The 17,378-nt window shown below is 39.2% G+C and carries 16 protein-coding genes; 10 read left to right on the forward strand and 6 right to left on the reverse strand.

The window, feature by feature from the left end; translation table 11 throughout:
- Window positions 1-32: 32 nt before the first annotated feature.
- Window positions 33-2,738 carry a magnesium-translocating P-type ATPase gene (gene mgtA / locus AC07UV_RS17860; RefSeq protein ID WP_495184703.1) on the reverse strand — a complete coding sequence of 902 codons (2,706 nt, stop codon included), beginning with the start codon at window positions 2,736-2,738 and terminating at the stop codon, window positions 33-35.
- A gap of 65 nt (window positions 2,739-2,803) precedes the next feature.
- Window positions 2,804-3,508, reverse strand: a complete 705-nt coding sequence (locus tag AC07UV_RS17865; protein ID WP_282249939.1) for an MgtC/SapB family protein — start codon at window positions 3,506-3,508, stop codon at window positions 2,804-2,806.
- 223 nt (window positions 3,509-3,731) lie between these two features.
- On the opposite strand from AC07UV_RS17865, the gene AC07UV_RS17870 reads away from it, so the two are divergent.
- The 3 genes from AC07UV_RS17870 to AC07UV_RS17880 are packed head-to-tail and all read left to right on the forward strand — an operon-like array spanning window position 3,732 to window position 5,867.
- The gene (locus AC07UV_RS17870) at window positions 3,732-4,205 is read left to right on the forward strand and encodes a carboxymuconolactone decarboxylase family protein (RefSeq protein WP_495184704.1); all 474 of its coding nucleotides are present in this window, start codon (window positions 3,732-3,734) and stop codon (window positions 4,203-4,205) included.
- A 48-nt stretch (window positions 4,206-4,253) separates the two neighbouring features.
- On the forward strand, window positions 4,254-4,592 hold the full coding sequence (locus tag AC07UV_RS17875; RefSeq protein ID WP_223583409.1) for a YciI family protein: 339 nt from the start codon (window positions 4,254-4,256) through the stop codon (window positions 4,590-4,592).
- Between the two features lie 45 nt (window positions 4,593-4,637).
- Window positions 4,638-5,867 carry an RNA polymerase sigma factor gene (locus tag AC07UV_RS17880; RefSeq protein ID WP_282249944.1) on the forward strand — a complete coding sequence of 410 codons (1,230 nt, stop codon included), beginning with the start codon at window positions 4,638-4,640 and terminating at the stop codon, window positions 5,865-5,867.
- A gap of 68 nt (window positions 5,868-5,935) precedes the next feature.
- On the opposite strand, the gene AC07UV_RS17885 is transcribed toward AC07UV_RS17880, so the two are convergent.
- Both AC07UV_RS17885 and AC07UV_RS17890 read right to left on the reverse strand, forming a co-directional pair.
- Window positions 5,936-6,478, reverse strand: coding sequence for an STM3941 family protein (locus AC07UV_RS17885; protein ID WP_495184705.1), 543 nt, complete (start codon window positions 6,476-6,478; stop codon window positions 5,936-5,938).
- 1 nt (window position 6,479) lies between these two features.
- On the reverse strand, window positions 6,480-7,013 hold the full coding sequence (locus tag AC07UV_RS17890; RefSeq protein ID WP_282249946.1) for a hypothetical protein: 534 nt from the start codon (window positions 7,011-7,013) through the stop codon (window positions 6,480-6,482).
- Window positions 7,014-7,212: 199 nt separating this feature from the next.
- Here AC07UV_RS17890 and AC07UV_RS17895 point away from each other — a divergent pair, with 199 nt between their 5' ends.
- From AC07UV_RS17895 to AC07UV_RS17910, 4 genes are all read left to right on the forward strand, one after another.
- On the forward strand, window positions 7,213-8,031 hold the full coding sequence (locus AC07UV_RS17895) for a hypothetical protein (RefSeq protein ID WP_282249947.1): 819 nt from the start codon (window positions 7,213-7,215) through the stop codon (window positions 8,029-8,031).
- Window positions 8,032-8,050: 19 nt separating this feature from the next.
- A complete protein-coding gene (locus AC07UV_RS17900) occupies window positions 8,051-8,509 on the forward strand; it encodes an SRPBCC family protein (RefSeq protein ID WP_282249948.1) in 459 nt (152 codons plus the stop codon).
- 31 nt (window positions 8,510-8,540) lie between these two features.
- Window positions 8,541-9,629 carry a DUF6688 domain-containing protein gene (locus AC07UV_RS17905; RefSeq protein ID WP_495184706.1) on the forward strand — a complete coding sequence of 363 codons (1,089 nt, stop codon included), beginning with the start codon at window positions 8,541-8,543 and terminating at the stop codon, window positions 9,627-9,629.
- Between the two features lie 80 nt (window positions 9,630-9,709).
- Window positions 9,710-10,276 carry an AAA family ATPase gene (locus tag AC07UV_RS17910; RefSeq protein ID WP_495184707.1) on the forward strand — a complete coding sequence of 189 codons (567 nt, stop codon included), beginning with the start codon at window positions 9,710-9,712 and terminating at the stop codon, window positions 10,274-10,276.
- Between the two features lie 14 nt (window positions 10,277-10,290).
- On the opposite strand, the gene AC07UV_RS17915 is transcribed toward AC07UV_RS17910, so the two are convergent.
- Window positions 10,291-11,010 carry a hypothetical protein gene (locus AC07UV_RS17915; RefSeq protein ID WP_495184708.1) on the reverse strand — a complete coding sequence of 240 codons (720 nt, stop codon included), beginning with the start codon at window positions 11,008-11,010 and terminating at the stop codon, window positions 10,291-10,293.
- A gap of 233 nt (window positions 11,011-11,243) precedes the next feature.
- On the opposite strand from AC07UV_RS17915, the gene AC07UV_RS17920 reads away from it, so the two are divergent.
- From AC07UV_RS17920 to AC07UV_RS17930, 3 genes are all read left to right on the forward strand, one after another.
- Window positions 11,244-11,666 carry an OsmC family protein gene (locus AC07UV_RS17920; RefSeq protein ID WP_282249952.1) on the forward strand — a complete coding sequence of 141 codons (423 nt, stop codon included), beginning with the start codon at window positions 11,244-11,246 and terminating at the stop codon, window positions 11,664-11,666.
- Window positions 11,667-11,984, forward strand: a complete 318-nt coding sequence (locus AC07UV_RS17925) for a hypothetical protein (RefSeq protein ID WP_282249953.1) — start codon at window positions 11,667-11,669, stop codon at window positions 11,982-11,984.
- A gap of 127 nt (window positions 11,985-12,111) precedes the next feature.
- Complete coding sequence (locus tag AC07UV_RS17930) at window positions 12,112-12,990, forward strand: pirin family protein (protein ID WP_495184709.1); 879 nt, start codon at window positions 12,112-12,114, stop codon at window positions 12,988-12,990.
- 281 nt (window positions 12,991-13,271) lie between these two features.
- Here the strand turns inward: AC07UV_RS17930 and AC07UV_RS17935 are convergent, their stop codons facing one another.
- Window positions 13,272-17,138, reverse strand: a complete 3,867-nt coding sequence (locus tag AC07UV_RS17935; RefSeq protein WP_495184710.1) for a TIM-barrel domain-containing protein — start codon at window positions 17,136-17,138, stop codon at window positions 13,272-13,274.
- Window positions 17,139-17,378: the final 240 nt, after the last annotated feature.

Raw genomic sequence — 17,378 nt, forward strand, 5'->3', positions numbered from 1 at the left:
TTTACAATTAAAAATAGTTCCATCATTTTTACTTACAGCCAGGTATGGAATTTTCTGATAAACCAATTCTTAACAAACTGTGTCAACAAACAATAACCGATCAAAATAACTATCAGCCAAGGAAAATAAGACAATGGTAGCGCCTGTAATTTCAAAGCCTCCGCAAAAGGTGAAAATGGCAGCAGAATACCGATAACCATAACCAAGGTAGTCAAAGCCACAACAGGAGCTGCAGCCCAGCTTTGTATAAAAGGTATTTTGCGTGTACGGATCATATGGATGATCAAAGTCTGTGAAAGCAGTCCTTCGACAAACCACCCCGATTGAAAAAGCGTCTGATGTTCGGCCGTATTTGCCTTGAAGACAAAATACATTAATGCAAATGTCGCAAAATCAAAGATAGAACTGATCGGACCAATAAAAAGCATAAACTTTGACACACTCCCCGCATCCCATTTTTTCGGTTCTAGAATAAATTCTTCATCCATACTGTCCCAAGGAATAGAAACCTGTGAAATATCATATAAAAGATTCTGTATCAGCAGGTGAACCGGCAACATCGGTAAAAAAGGAAGAAACGCGCTTGCACCGAGCATACTGAACATATTTCCAAAATTACTACTGGCTGTCATCTTAATATATTTAATGATGTTACCAAAAGTACGTCGACCATAGATCACGCCTTTTCGCAGAACCATCAGATCTTTTTCCAATAGGATGATATCCGCACTTTCTTTGGTAATATCCACTGCCGTGTCCACACTAATGCCCACATCAGCCTCTTTAATTGCCGCAGCATCATTAATACCATCGCCCATAAAACCGACAGTATGTCCCTTGGCGCGTAGAGCTTTCACCACACGTACTTTTTGCAATGGACTTAATTTTGCAAAAACAGAAACGTCAACGATACATTGATCCAATTCTTGATCATTGATCTGATCCAGTTCGCTACCATTAATAATACGTTTCACAGGGATCCCCACGTCATTACAGATTTTACGTGTGACGATCTCATTGTCTCCTGTCAGCACTTTTACAGCTACCCCCAATTTATGCAGGGCTTCAATTGCTGGTGCTGCAGAAGGTTTGGCTGGATCCAAAAAACCGATAAAACCAGTCAATGTTAACTGGGCTTCATCAGCAACGGCATAAGTCAATGGATGTGATCCCTCAAATTCCCGAATGGCAACCAACAACACGCGCAAACCTTCTTCATTCATCTTTTTTGATGTATTCAGCACGATTCTCCGCATGGTATCATCCATAGGTACAGTGCGATCATTTTCAATATGCAGGCTACGATCATCCCCAGGATCAAAAGCATGGGTACACAATTCCAGCATTTCCTCCACAGCCCCCTTGCAGATCAAAAGATGCTTACCATTGTACTTTTTTAGAATGACCGACATTCTTCGCCGTTGAAAATCAAAGGGTATCTCATCCACTTTCAGGTATTGATCTTCCACTTTTAGATAATCATGCAGTTCAACATGTTCCAGTACAGCCTTATCCATCAAATTTTTTAAGCCTGTCTGATGAAAACTATTGAGGTAGGCCCATTTGAGTACCTCGTCATCTTCCACACCATAGACATTGAGATGCTTTTCCATCACAATCTTGTCCAGGGTCAGTGTACCTGTTTTATCCGTACAGAGAATATCCATCGCACCGATATTCTGAATGGAATTCAGACGTTTGACAATGACTTTACGTTTACTCATATTAACCGCTCCTTTAGCCAGATTTGCTGTTACAATCATGGGCAGCATCTCAGGTGTGAGCCCTACGGCCACAGCAATCGCAAATAACAACGCTTCGGTCCAATTCCCTTTCATCAGGCCGTTGATCAAAAAGATCAGTGGAACCATCACCAACATAAAGCGAATAAGTAGAAAACTCACCTTGTTTATCCCTTTGTCAAAACTTGTTTCAGGCCGTTCGCCTGTAATGGATTTACTGAGGCTTCCAAAATAAGTATAGTTACCTGTAGTTACAATAATCGCTATAGCTGAACCACTAACAACATTGGTTCCCATAAAACAGATATTGCTAAGGGCAATGGCCTGCTTTTCTTTTGCATCCCGAATTGGCAAATAATTCTTCTCTACGGGAAGCGCCTCTCCCGTCAGCATGCTTTCACTCACAAAAAGATCCTTACTCTGTATAATCCGGCAATCGGAGGGAATCATATCGCCTGCAGAGAGATAAACAATATCCCCTGGTACGAGCTCAGCAATAGAGATCTCTCGTCGTCCTTTAAATTTTCGCAATACAGTAGCTGTGGTCTTCACCATTCCTTTGAGTTTCTCAGCTGCCGCATTACTTCTATACTCCTGTATAAAACGTAAGAGGGCACTGATCAATACCATAATAGAAACCACAAAGACAGTCTTATAATCTCTGTCATCCGGTGATGCAAGCCAGACATCTAGAACGAAAGAGACAGCAGCAATGACAAGCAATATGTAAATAAAGGGATTAGCGAATGCCTTTATCAATTGGATATACCATTTAGGAGCCTTTTGATGTTGTATTTCATTCAGTCCAAATTTCTGGCGGCGCTCAACCGCCATATCCTCTGTAATCCCCTCATCACTACTTTCCAGCATAGCACAAGCCATTTTTTCATCCTGACTCGCGACTTCATGCAATTTGGTGATCGTTCCCACGTTCATACCATTTGAACTAATCATGCTATGCAATGGATTTCTTATTTTGTCTCTAACGCTGATCATAACCCTAGTCTTTGTTTAATTTATATGCGATACAACTTACCGCCACAAGAAGTGGCACAACAGTTTTACAGATCGGCTTCAGTGCCGATAATTTTCCAGCTTATTTTGCTTACTTTTTCTTCCATCGTCAGTCGACTGGCTATCCGTTCAATCAGACTATCTTGTTGGCCAACAGCTTTGATAACAGCAGTAATTGCGGCCGCATTCGCCTCTACAGTATCATCGCTGGATAGTGAAGTCAATAATACCTTCTCCTCATTGCCCAACATTTGGATCAACAGCACACGGATATGATTTTCGATAGCGATGCCGCACCGGATGGATACCAGATAGTCGGTTTGTGCCACTGCTGATTTACTGAATTTGATGAAACCCATCCGCTGGCCAATGGGCCGGAAGATCAAATGCGTCAGAATAATGGCCGTCGCTACAAGCGCTGCCTGTGGATACAAACCCAACCCCGATAATGCACCTACGGCAGCTGAGCACCAGATCGTAGCCGCGGTATTGAGACCATGCACGTTCAGTCCGTCCTTCATAATCACTCCGGCACCGAGGAATCCAATCCCACTAACGACATAGGAGGCGATACGTCCAGTAGCATCACCACCTATTTCAATAGAAAGAAGTACAAAGGCTGCTGAACCGAGTGACACCAATGTATTGGTGCGAAGTCCGGCATTCTTCTGACGCCATTGTCTTTCGGAACCAACTGCGGCCCCCAAAAGTAATGCTGCCAATAATCGTAGTGCAAATTCAAAAATAGCCATAGCTCATCCTCCTTTGCGGGCAAAGGTCAGCAATCGTTACCAGGATGGCTGTTAGAGATCATATAGAAAATCATTAGAATTTCATTAGAAAAACAATAATATTAAAAGTCTGTAAAACAACAACTTAAAAAGAAATAAAAATATATTTCAAGCCTTATGTCCAATTTCTTTAACTTCAATCATTATTGTAGTGTAAAACAGTTACACTTAAAACAATAATAAAATGAAACAACGAATCAATTTTTTCGCAAAAGGCCAAAATGCTATGAAAGCTATGTTTGGATTGGGTGCTTATTTAGGTAAATGTACAATCGAGCAAGAGCTTTTGCATCTGATTTATTTTAGAGTATCACAGATCAACGGATGTGCTTATTGCCTAGATATGCATTCAAAAGATTTGCTTGCTACTGGCGAAAGTCCACAGCGTCTATTTTTATTGGACGCTTGGCGCGAGGCACCACTTTATAGCGCACGCGAAAGCGCTGCCTTGGAATGGGCCGAAGCTGTAACAAAAATAACCAATGGTGATGTATCTGATGACGTTTATGCTATTGCAAACCAGGAGTTTTCTGAAGAAGAATTGATAGACCTAACTTTGGCGGTAACAACAATCAATGCATACAACCGTTTTAATATTTCTTTCCGCACTGAAGCTGGAGGGTACAAGGTCGGTCAACATAAGGTGCAGACAGCATAATAACAAAAACTAGACAAATAATATTATTTAACATATTAAACTATAAGCATGAAAGATTTCATCTTATTATTTAGGCAAGCAGGCAATGAGCAGCCTCTTTTAAATGACGAAGAAATTGCCAAAATAAACAAAAAATGGTTCGATTGGATCGGCGACATTGAAGCGCAGGGAAAACTATCCGACCATGGTTCACGACTTGAAAAAGCCGGAAAGGTGTTAAAACCCGGGGGCGTCATTACGGATGGTCCATTTGTGGAGATCCGGGAAAGTCTTGGCGGGTTTATTGTCATCTCAGCAGAAAATCTTGAGGAAGCGACAACATTGGCACATGGTTGTCCTATTTTAGAATCTAATGGTAGTGTTGAGATCAGGGCACTTTTAGTTTAAAAAAATTAAAGGGCAGTTGTATAGTATACAACTGCCCTATTATGTATGATGGAATCTAACTTTCTAAAACAGCTATTCCAACAAGAATTCACCAAGATTGTCGCTGTAATTTCAAAAGGTTTTGGTCTACAATATATTGAAACTGCGGAAGATATCGTAAGTGAGACATTTTTGCTGGCTACGGAATCGTGGCAGACAAAAGGTTTGCCTCCAAATCCAACGGCATGGCTTTACACGGTAGCCAAGCAGAAAACCTTAAGCCACTTTAGACGGAATAAGATTTTCGAAGACAAAGTAATCCCTGAAATACATCAAAAACAAATCGCAGTGGATCATACCGATGAATTTAGCTTCACGCAGGAAAATATTAAAGATAGTCAGTTAAAGATGCTGTTTGCCATCTGTACACCTGCGATTGCTAGTGAAGCCCAGATCGGACTGGCACTACGGATTCTCTGTGGTTTTGGTATCGAAGAAATCGCCGAAGCCTTCCTCTCAAATAAGGAAACAATTAATAAGCGGTTATTCCGGGCAAAAGAGAAACTCCGCACAGAAAAGATCCAGCTTGAGTTGCCATCCGAAAAGGAGATCGTCCAAAGACTGGACAATGTGCTGCATATTATCTACCTCTTATTCAATGAGGGGTATTATTCCAAAACCCAAAACCAGATTTTACGCAAAGATCTGTGTATAGAAGCCTTGCGTCTCGCGTTAATGTTATCCACCTACGAGAAGACCAATGTTCCAAAAACAAATGCACTCATCGCCTTAATCTGTTTTCATTCTTCACGTTTCGACGCCCGGCACAGTACCGATGGTGAATTTATCTTGTATGAGCAACAGAACGAGAAACTTTGGAATCAAGAGTTAATCAATCAAGGGGTTTATTTTTTGAATCAATCGGCCGATGGTAATCAGCTGACCTCTTATCATATTGAAGCAAAAATTGCACAATGCCATTGTACAAAAGCAGATACAGCGGAAAAATGGAGCGAAATCCTTCAGCTTTACGACCGTCTGCTACTGGTCAATTATTCACCTAGCGCAGTACTCAACAGAACATTTGCTTTATATAAGGCAAAAGGAGCAAAAACGGCATTGATTGAAGCAAAAAAACTAAATCTATCAGACAATCACTTTTATTTTGCATTCTTAGGAGAACTCTACAGGGATATAGATAGACAGAAAGCAATCGCGAACTTTCAGCGTGCGCAAGCATTAGCAAAAACCTCCCTGGAACGGGAGACTATCCAACGCAAGATCGATATGCTGTAAAGTTCGCGAGCTAGTGTACATTGTTAACGCATGCACGCTAATGCATGTACTCTTCTAATTACTGCACTTTAGTGTATCCCCGATTCCTTTTTTGAGAGCTTCCAATAACTCATAAACAATTCGTAGAGCTCGTCAGATTCGATGGTTATTACAGAAGCTGAATACATGATATTTAATTCTTGTGTAGCTGCATGATAAGCCATTTTCCATAACATCGATGGAAGCCGGTCTTTATAATTGGAAGCATTCCTCAAAGTGACAACCACCAAAGTATCACCACCGACTTTTTGCAAGTTAATTGCTGTAACATCTTCCCAATTTCCTGCGCCAAAAGCTTTTGCCAATGGGGTTGTTTTTCCAGAGAAATAGCTTTCATTCAAAACAATCTGAGCAGACTTGTCCCGAAGGCTTAATAAACTATTCAACAACAGGATCAGCATCACCAGTAATGCACCACCCGAAAATACGGCGGGTTTAACTTTTAATTCACCATCAAAGAGTCCAATACAGTACAAGAAGATCAATAAAAGAACGACACAAATCGCACCAGACATACGTAAAAGCTTAGCTGTTTTGCTTTTATTTCTATATAAGTTAGTTTCCTGCCCCATCTTAGTTACCCCAGTTCACATTAAGATTATGTTTTTCTGCATACGATTTTCCTAAAACATATACTTCATCAAATACTTTGTCGATCTCAGGCATAGCATCTTTTTGAATCTTTTCAAGTAATGCCTGCTTTTCCTCAGCAGATCCCTTCGTATCGCAAAGTTTGGCATAGGTAGTATACTCATTTTTATAAACTGGAAGTACCTTTTCAAATAAGGTGATAGACTTTTCTTTTAATGCTTTTGCATCATCATCCGAAACATGAAGTTCATTGATGTCTTTCAATGCTTTTTCTACAGTTTGAATTTTAAAATCCACTGTTTTTTGAGCCTCATTCCCTTCTTTCTTGCTGGAGGGGATATCTGGAAATTCGACGGTTTCCTGTTCAAGACGTTTACCAAAACGCTCGGGAGCAAAGTCTGCTACAAGGTTTGTATTTAGAACAACTTTTCCGAAAAAATTTTCCGGACTTGGGGATTGGCAAGCCGTGAAGAATAAACTCGCCGACATGAAAATAATAAATAGTAAGTGCTTCATATAAATTTTATTTTGTTCCAAAGTAGCTAATATTACTTAAACACACAAACCTGTTCGTGATCCCCCCCTCCATCCAAAATAGTCAGCAAATCATTATATTGAATGAAATACCGCACGATGTTTTATATTATACTTGCCCAACACACTAATTTTTAATATTTTAGTAAATACAAAAAGAACAGATTAAAAACCGCTGATTATGGGCTTTGATATTAGTTATCATCCGATTTCTGAAGAACAGATTAATACCTGGTATTTTGAAGTCATTACAAATCCAGAAAAAATAGAGGCACTAGCATCCGATCACCAAATTGACGACTTCTATAAAACCAAATATCAGGACACAATAAACGCTGGTCGAGAAACAGATCAAAATGATTATTTTGACAAAACACACGGTTTCTTTATTGCAGTTGTTCAAGGATTTTTTGAAACCTACTTTTATATCCGTGGCGGTGCATTATCATTCTCAGAAAATAATCAGTTAGATTCGTACTATAAAAAATGGGAAGAGTTTATCCCTTTGGAATCACTAACGAAAAAAGTTGAAAACAGGCTGGTTGAAAATTATTGCTCGGGTGTATATATTTCTGCTGATCAGGTCGTACGTTTATTGGAAGACTATCACAATAAAGTAGAGATTAAATCAGAACTGGATCAATTATTTTCCGAGGGTCGCATCACTGTTTTCCTAAAAGCGTTAAATTTTGCCAAAGAGCACGGATTGGGTTTATTGGAAGCGACTGAAGTAGTAGAACCTCAGCCTTTTGATTTGAATGAATCTAAAAGTTACTCCAATCTCTTTAACTGTGATAAAGAAGGGCCATTACTCTATCAAGCCGCAGCATTTGAACAGATCAAAGACATCGAACAACGCAATGGCCTTCCTGAAAATGAGGTCCTACACAATGTTAAAGTCGAGAAAGTGCATGTAGAGCCAGAGCATACAACGGCTGATACAGAGAAGACAGATGTCGTTGCCCAAAAGAAAAGTTTTTGGAAACGATTATTTGGTTAATATAAGCACAGCAGAGACCATGACCAAAACCCCTTTCATACTTTCACCTGACAATGAAATTGTCAGTTCGAGAATAGTAAATGCAGCAATAGACCTAGTCTTTGAAGCATGTGCCAATCCTTCTCATTTAGAAAATTGGTGGGGTCCAGCCGGATTTACCAATACATTCGAAGAATTTGACTTTAGGCCCGGTGGACGATGGAAGTTTATCATGCATGGCCCAGATAAAGGTAATTATCAAAATGAATGCATTTTTTCCGAAATAATTTACCCCAAATTAATTACCTGGGACAGACTGTCCAAACCGCTTTTCCGAATGGAGCTATCGCTGAGTGATATTGCTCCCGGTAAAACAAAATTCGGTTTTCGAATGATATTCAATACTACTGCGGAATGCAACAAAATCAAAAGCTTTGTCTTAGATAAAAATGAAGAAAACTTTGATCGGCTTGAACGTGAATTAAAAACAATCATTTAATTACATTCGCCTAATAATTTTATTTGCTGCTATGGACATCATACTTATTGTTATCGTTGCTTTATTTGCTGGATTGATTTATCTACTACGTTCTGCAATAAAAAAACAGAATAAAAAGATATCTTCTGTTGGATATGCTGTTATTATTGGCTACATCCTGTCCTTAGCTATCTCTGGAGTTGGTCTATTAACCCATTCCAGTCAATATCATGAGGCCGTTGATCCCGTTGATGGCGCTTGTTACTTACCTTTTGGTGGAAAACATGCCTTATCATTGTTTATATATTTTGTTGCTTTCAATGTCGCCGTGATGGCTATTTGGATAAAAGGCCGAAAAATACCACCTATTCCTCTTGTCCTCGCCCTCATTATTTTGATGATAGGATCAATAATCAGTATCTTCGTATTGACGCAAGTAAGCTATCACGATACATCTACCCTAAGTATCTATGTCGGTAATGAAGGAACATTTTACTTTATTTTCACACCTCTTTTCTGTTTCTGTTTTGGCATAGGCTTTATTTGGAAAATCATCCAGGAGGAGAGGGAAACATCGTTGCACAGAACTTATCGCAATCCCATACTGAACAAGATCAATATACTGCTTTCCTCCAAACTAGATTATCCGCTATGGGCGCTTATCCTGCTCGTTCCTGTCTTTCTCGTGGTGACCGCAATTCTTATTCTATTTGGTCAAGATAGCGATTCAATGGCCAAGGTATTCACAGAGACCACCACCTGGGCCTTCTCTCAAAAAATGCACCCTCCTATTTTAGATCACCGTGGACATTACCTTTGTACAGTGGCTGCCAAAGGGGATCCAACAGTTGTAAAGCCACTACGCTTAGGTAAGCGACATGGAAATACGATCATTGTTAACCGTCAACTATTGGTAGCTAATGCTTTTGAAGAAATTTTAAGTGATCTATCTCCAGTCCTTCATCGTTATGTACGCTCTTTTTACGACAGGTACGGATATAATATCTCCACCAGAATCAACTCGGTCAGGGCATCAAATCTGACCTACATGATGATGAAACCACTGGAGTATATATTTCTTTTCTTTTTATATATGTTATATATAGAACCAGAGAAGAAAATCGCCAAACAATACGCTTAATCATTTTCGATTATTACACAATAATATCTCTTAAACAGACAATGCTGGGCTGTATTGGAGGGGTATGACATTTTTTTAATATGGATCAGACAAATTATTTTATTGTCCTCACCGGGGGACCCGGTGTAGGCAAAACCACACTACTTAACGAACTACAAAAGCAGGGGTATAGAACTGTACCGGAAGATGCACGTAGAATCATTAAAGAACAATTGGAGAGCAATGGTGATGGTTTACCCTGGAAAAACAAACAATACTATGCTTCATTGATGTTGACTTCGTCCACGAATAGTTTCCTTCATGAAATAAAAGAAAGCTTTGCAGATCCAGGCTATGTCTTTTTTGACCGTGGAATTCCTGATACACTGGCCTATATCGAAATGGAAAATCTAATTATCGAAGAGTCCCTGCTTGCCGAAGCCAAAGCACACCGCTATCATAAAAAGATATTTATCCTCCCCCCTTGGCAGGAAATTTATAAAACTGATAATGAGCGAAAACAGACTTGGGAAGAGGCCGAAGCCACATTCAATCAGATGAAAAGGATATATGAGCGGCTTGGATATGAGGTCATAGAAATACCTAAAACAACGGTCGAACAACGTTATCAATTTATACTTGAAGCGCTCAAATCAGCAGATCATTGATTTTTCATTAACTTTTAGTTGTTTTTATAAACTGGCGTTAAAAATTGATATTGCAATCCCAAGCGAAATACATTCAATCGAGCCGGCCCCGGGTTAGCTCCAATTAACCCATCGAGATAATCCTTTAAACCCCAAGAATAACCTGCAAAAACCGTATAACGATCATAATTGACATTAAACTGTAGTCGCGGACGGATATCTACATCAATTGCTTTACCTCTATCATGTGTAAAACTTGTTTTATTGCCACTCTTATCTTCAATACTTCCATTTTCTTTGATGCTCAAGGTCTTCGCTACATCAATACCGAATTGCAGATCCATTGTCATCGGTTCAAAATAAACGCGATAACCAACAAAGGGATTAAAATTCAAAAATTGTTGATTGAGTTTGGTCAGTCCGCGACTACCATTAGCGAATTCGCTGCCTTCTAGGTCAACCTTGGTCTGTAAACGTTCAAAAGCTCCCTCTACGCCTAAAAGAAAATTATTCGCAAAGACATAACGGTAATTCACTGCGCCACCCAAATTAATTCCATACTTTTTACCGTAAGGACTATTGGTATAATAATCCTGTTGACTCGAACCATTGAGGTTACTCTTGGCAGTGCTTCCAGATCCCGTAAAATTGGAAACGCCCGAAGTGATACCCACACGAAGTTCATGGGACTGTGAAAAAGCTGCAAATGGAACCGTACTAGCTATACATGTGATAAGTAAAAATCTCTTCATCATAAAAAAAGTAAAAACAAACTAAAATTAAGAAAATTTATGCGATTGAACTTACATTAGCATTTAATTTTTCGAAGAGATATTTTTCATTCCGTCGCCCAACATATAGCTACGAATTTAAGTGGGTAAATAAACAGCTATTTTTTCGATCTTTTCTATATTTATTGAACTACATCAATGGAATTGAATCAATTCGACTTTAATTTTGTTCTATAAGAAGCAATAGAGAAAATTGTATGAAATATATTTTAGAGAATCCCATCAGCGGTCATATCGGCCAACAAAAATATAAAACGACCATCTTATGGCGAAATGGTGAGCTTATTACAGATGAGCCTGAAAAACTTGGTGGAAAAGATCTCGGTCCGGATCCGTATACACTATTGATCTCTTCCCTCGTTTCCTGTACATTGGCAACCTTACGTATGTATATTGACAAAAAGGAACTTAACATCGATGAGATTCAGGTAACTGCCAATATGTATCTACGAATTGAGAAAGAGCAAGTGGTTACTTATTTTGACCGTGAAATTTCATTCGGGCAGGCTATTGAAGAAGACACTCTATTGCGTCTTCAACAAATTGCAGATGAATGTCCGATTTCTAAGATATTAAAGGGTAACGCCATCGTCAATACAACTATGAAAACCAACTCTTAGATGAAAAACTTAATCATTATTGTATTTGGAAAAAACGAAGAAATTCTCCAGACGTTAAAGCGGATTATAGAAAGTAATCATGGATGGCAGGCCATCATTCAACAAGATATGTCAACTTGTAAGGGTTACCTCTCAAACTATCCCAGTGATATCCTGTTGTTGAGCTCCGGTCTATCGACTCAGGAAGAGACAGAGATCACAGACTATCTATCGCATTTAGACCATCCTATTGGCTTAATAAAACATTATGGCGGTGGAAGCGGGCTTTTGAAAAATGAAATTTATAGCTTATTCCCCGATTTGATTCCCAACAAATAAACCCATAAGCATCCTTATTTGCCAATTTCCCAAAAGCAATGAATTTCGATTACAAAGCTTTTATTAAACTAGTTCAATGAAAATTAATCCCTCGTAGATTAATTTTGAACACATAAATACGAAGATCATGAATAGACAAAATTTTATAAAAAAGGGACTTTTAGGTTCTGGCATATTCGCAGCAAGCGCTGCCTCAGCACGTATTATGAAGAATGACATCGACGAAATAGAACCTTTGGAAGCTCTAGATGCCGATGCCGTCCATTACGATTCAGATCAATTGGAAAACCATAGTGTACTCCATAAAGCAACGAGCCGAGGGCATGCAAATCATGGTTGGTTGCAGAGTAATCATACCTTTAGTTTTGCAAATTACCATAATCCCGAACGCATGCATTTTGGTGTACTCCGTGTGCTTAATGATGATATTGTTGCAGCAGGCAGAGGCTTCGGATTACATCCGCACGATAATATGGAAATTATCAGTATTCCTTTAGAAGGGGACCTGGAACATGAAGATAGTATGGGGAATCAAGCCATTATTCGAAAAGGAGATATCCAAGTCATGAGTGCAGGAACGGGCATCATGCATAGTGAATACAATAAAAATAACGATCAGGCTGTTAAATTTTTACAGATCTGGGTCTATCCGAATCAACGTAATGTAGCACCTCGCTACGATCAGATTACCTTGGATAGATCGCAAAGACACAATAAGTTGCAGCAGATCCTCTCTCCAGATCCGTCAGACGAAGGCGTATGGATACATCAGGATGCCTGGTTCCATATGGGACATTTTGACAATGGTATCAGCACAAATTATAATATTAAACAAGCTGGAAATGGTGTTTATATTTTCGTCATCAGCGGAAGTATCAACGTTGAAGGACAAGAATTGGAAACAAGAGATGGCTTTGGAATCTGGGATGTTTCGGAAATTAAACTCACGGCGACCTCAGCAGATACCGAAATCCTTTTGATGGATCTCAACATGATATTAAACTAACGAAACATCATCTTGAAGCTACTATTCCCATTGATAATCAAGACATAGATTAGCTTCATAGCTTCCATTGTCGAACAAGTTCAGGGATAATGACCAGCAAAATTACAGTTTCACTGTTCGCATGATTTTACAAAAAGCGAGGGTATCCAAAACAGCTATTGGATACCCTCATTTTTGTTTGATTCTATTTGTATCCCCTATCGTCTCTTTTCAAAGATTCAATGTTCAGGGGTTTGCCTTTACTTTCTAAAAGCTTATTTGTTCATTGTATAAAATCTATTTTAAAAGCTTATCGAATTGAGTTTTTTATCAACTAAAATACCATCTACAGCCTTTAAATTGAAATTAACGTTACGTTTGGCTTTCAGCTTAATCTTAAACAGAATTTCAGAACCATTCAGTGTTTCCTTATTGCCCAAATTCACAAAAGTAGGATACAACGCTTTACTACCGTTTGTATGCAGACGGTCATTGGTGTAATTACTCATCTCTTTCAGCTGTAATGGATCTATTCCCACAAACTCAAAATCTCCTTGATTATAAGGCAATGCAAAGCTAAGTGCGTTGACCGCTTTAAGGTTTTCACCACTGACCGCTATTTCAACGATATCACCAGACTTCAAGGTAGTCTTGGAGGCTGTCAATTTCAGCTTACCAGCAACTTTCTCCTCTTTGGTTGGTTTCGCTCCACCCTCGATCATGACGGCAACATTTGAGATATCATAGGCATCAATCAGATTATTTTTATTGACGTCACCATTACTCACATAACCCTCAAAATCGCCGTCACCCATTCTTAATCCAGTATAATTGATATAAGAAGTCAAATCATTTTGGTCGATCAGACGGTCATTATTGATATCTCCCGGTAGATAGCTAGCCGATCCCGGCACCTTAAAGACATAGAGTTCCCGACCTGAGCCAAAACCTCCGACAGCATCTGTAACCGAAATCTTAATAAAACGAGCGACAGGGTGTTGGCTAAAATTAAATTGCTTCATTTCACCATCACGCTTCCAATCAAAGCTTCCAGCCTCAGACCATGTATCTTTGTCATTGCTGTAAAAGACTTTACCTTTTAAAATGATTCCGTTGCCACCGTCTGTGCGAGGAAGATACTCAAACTTATCCAGTTGATTGACTGATTTCAGATCTAGTGTCATGTCAAACGGAACAGCAGTTTGTCCCCATTTGGTATGCCACATATCCCCTTCATCATAGTTGAACAACTTATTGATGCCATTGCCACCTTGATTGTCCACCGAGGTCTCTGCTTTAATACCTTCGATCGCAAATTCTAACGGATTAGCTTTTGTTTTTGCTGTAAATGTACTCCAATCGGAAGCACCGGCTTTATTGACGGCCCTAATTTTAAAGGCATAATCCGTCTCGGCTTCCAAACCTTCAAAGCGCAATTGATTGTCTTTAATGGTCGAGTAGATCAGGTCATTGAAAGCAATCTCATAATAGTCTGCATTAGCAACCTTCTCCCAAGTTGGTGTTAATGTGTAAGCTTGTATATTACTATCCGTTACTTTGGCTGTAGGAGCGGTCAGCGCAGCTGTCTGCGATAAATACTTATCAGCTGGCGTAAATTTGAAACCATCAACTTGTATTTCAATTGCAGTCGATGATACATCCTGTTTACCAATACGCACCAATACCATCGGATTTTTGATTAAGGCAACTTTCTCAAATTCCGATCCCTTTGTTGCAAATTGATTCAGATTAGGCTGTGCATCATAGAAATAGGCATTTTCCAAGCCATTAAACTCGGTTAGTGAATGAGCCTCTTGAAGTTTTACTCCTTTTTTGTTCACTTTAGCTGTTACCTTCTTTGGTGCGGCAGTTACATTGAAACGAACCTCAGTCGATTTCGCCTTTTCGAAGCCTTCAAATTCACCTTGTGATGGCGCTATTGTGAACAACACTTTATTATCTTTATGTAGAGAAGAAATCTTTGTATTCACTCCTTTTCCGTAACGATAGGCCTCAGTTTTCCCATCATCATCATATTCCATGAAATCGGAATTCCCTGATGGATAAACTTCGTAAATACGTTGATCCTTTTTGATTTCCTGCACATTATTATTAGGATTAGTGACTGGGATGATAGCACCATTTTTAACAAACACAGGTAGCTTCCAAATTGGCACATCAAAATTATTAATGATACGCCCACCTTTATACTTTTCACCTGTAAAATAATCGATCCACTCTCCATCTGGCAAGTAAATACCATTACGAATATCATTGCCCTTCTCATCTACACGTGTTTCCTGATAGATCGGTGCAACCAAAAAATTCGGTCCATACAGATATTGATACTGCGTTGCTTTACCAAGCGTATATTGATTTGCTTGCTCCAAAAACATCGCACGGATGATTGGCAAACCATCGACAGCCTGTTTAGCGATACTATAGCTATAAGGAACCAATTGTGATTTCAACTTTAGGTAGAGGCGGTTAATGGAAGTCGCGGGTTCACCCAGAGCATGTGGATACTTTTCATTGGATCCCCAACCGTCCATATTCAGTTCCATTGGCGTCCAGGTTTTCCACTGAAAGTCTCTAATGTTGACTTTGAAATTTTTACCTCCAAAAATACCATCCATGTCGGAAGTTATATTTGGCTGTCCAGAAAGTCCAGAACCGATATAGGTTGGGATATGGAATCGAATATATTCCCATACACCACCTGTCTGATCCCCTGACCAAATACCGGCATAACGTTGAGTCCCAGCCCAACCGTCTAATGAAATAATAAATGGTCGTGCATCGTTACCATAATAAGGCATCGTATGACCTACATCAGCAACACCATTTAGACCAAAGGAATAACCCGGGCCTACCCAAGCAACGTCTGTCTTTAATACCCGTACACCGGCATCGCGCACTTCCTTAACGATATCTCTTTGCAATAATGCACTAATGCTGTCTTTGGGATGTAAATCAGACTGTGTCCACAAACCGATTTCCACGCCATTTTTACGTGCGTAATTACCAAATTCTTTTAGATTATTAATATTACCATCCAATGTTTCGGTCTGACCATATCCAGCACCATAACCATCATTGGGTAGAATCCAGCCCAAAGGCATATCATGCGCTTTATACCGGTCTATCACTGCACGAGCTGAAAATTGGTAGTTACCTTTTTCACCATTTAATGATTCTTTTGTACCACCATTGTCTTTTTGGCTTTCTTTATAACGTTTACCATCTTCAAATAGAATCCCTTTTTCATCCTCTTTCCAAAAATCCCTATTATATGCATTTAAGTGACCTTCATATAAGCCAAATTTTGGAAGAAGAATAGGATTACCTGTTAGCTGGTAGAAATCATTCAACAGCGGTACAGTACCGTCATTAATCATAAAAAAGACATCCAGGTAATCTGTATCATGGGAGAGTTTAACTGTTCCTTTTGATTTTGTACCAAATGCATAATTTCCCTTTTTAAAGGTATGCCACATAAACCCATAGCCATTGGTTGACCAAAAGTAAGGTGTGGGCGATGCTACACCGCCATCGGTCCAGCTATTTTGGTTCTCAATTGCGATCGCTTTACCTTTATGGGAGAACCGTCCATTCTGAACACCCCCGCCAAAGAAGTACTCATCCTTATTTTCCTTTAATTCTAAGCTCACTTGTTTAGATTCGAAAGCGATGGGTTCTAAACTCTCTACGACGATTTTATTCGTGTTACGGTTTAGGATACTAAACTGTGATGTCTGTTTATCTATGGAGAATATGATGTCTTTGGTCCTTATTACAGCCTTACTACCATCATCCTTTACTTCCAAGTTATCCACTGCTTTCCGTGGCTGTTCGACAAGGATCTTCGCCTCAGGTTTTGCTTCCGGATCGCGGATTATTCCACCATGTATATCTTGAAACATCCTGAAAATATGATTTCCATAGAAATCCAATGTTAGCCTTTGGTTGTTGTCATATACAATCTCTACTGTTGTTGGGTTAATTTTCTGTACAGCAATAATTTTACTAACAGGAGTGGTCTGTTCTATGCGATAATATGCAACTGTGCTAGTCATCGCACTAACTCTATTCGTTTGAAAAATAAACGGAGAAGCCAATCCAACCAACAAACTAACTTGCGCTTTTGTACTCCAAAAAGATATCTTCATGTATATAATTTATAATATTGAATAGCACAATTGCTTTTCCATCGTTGAGATAGACAGCAAGATGCTGTTAAATTAACAGAACAATAATACAATAGTAAATCCAAGTAAAAAAGAGCCTGCGAAATGCAAACGATTGTCTAATAATAATGTTGCAGGAGTAAAGTGATTTTAGGATGTCTCTGTGGAAAAGGAAAATAGCAAAAGTCTGTAAACGAAAGAAGCCCTTGACTGTTTCCAGCA

It is taken from the genome of Sphingobacterium sp. GW821-FHT03E03, assembly GCF_059420745.1.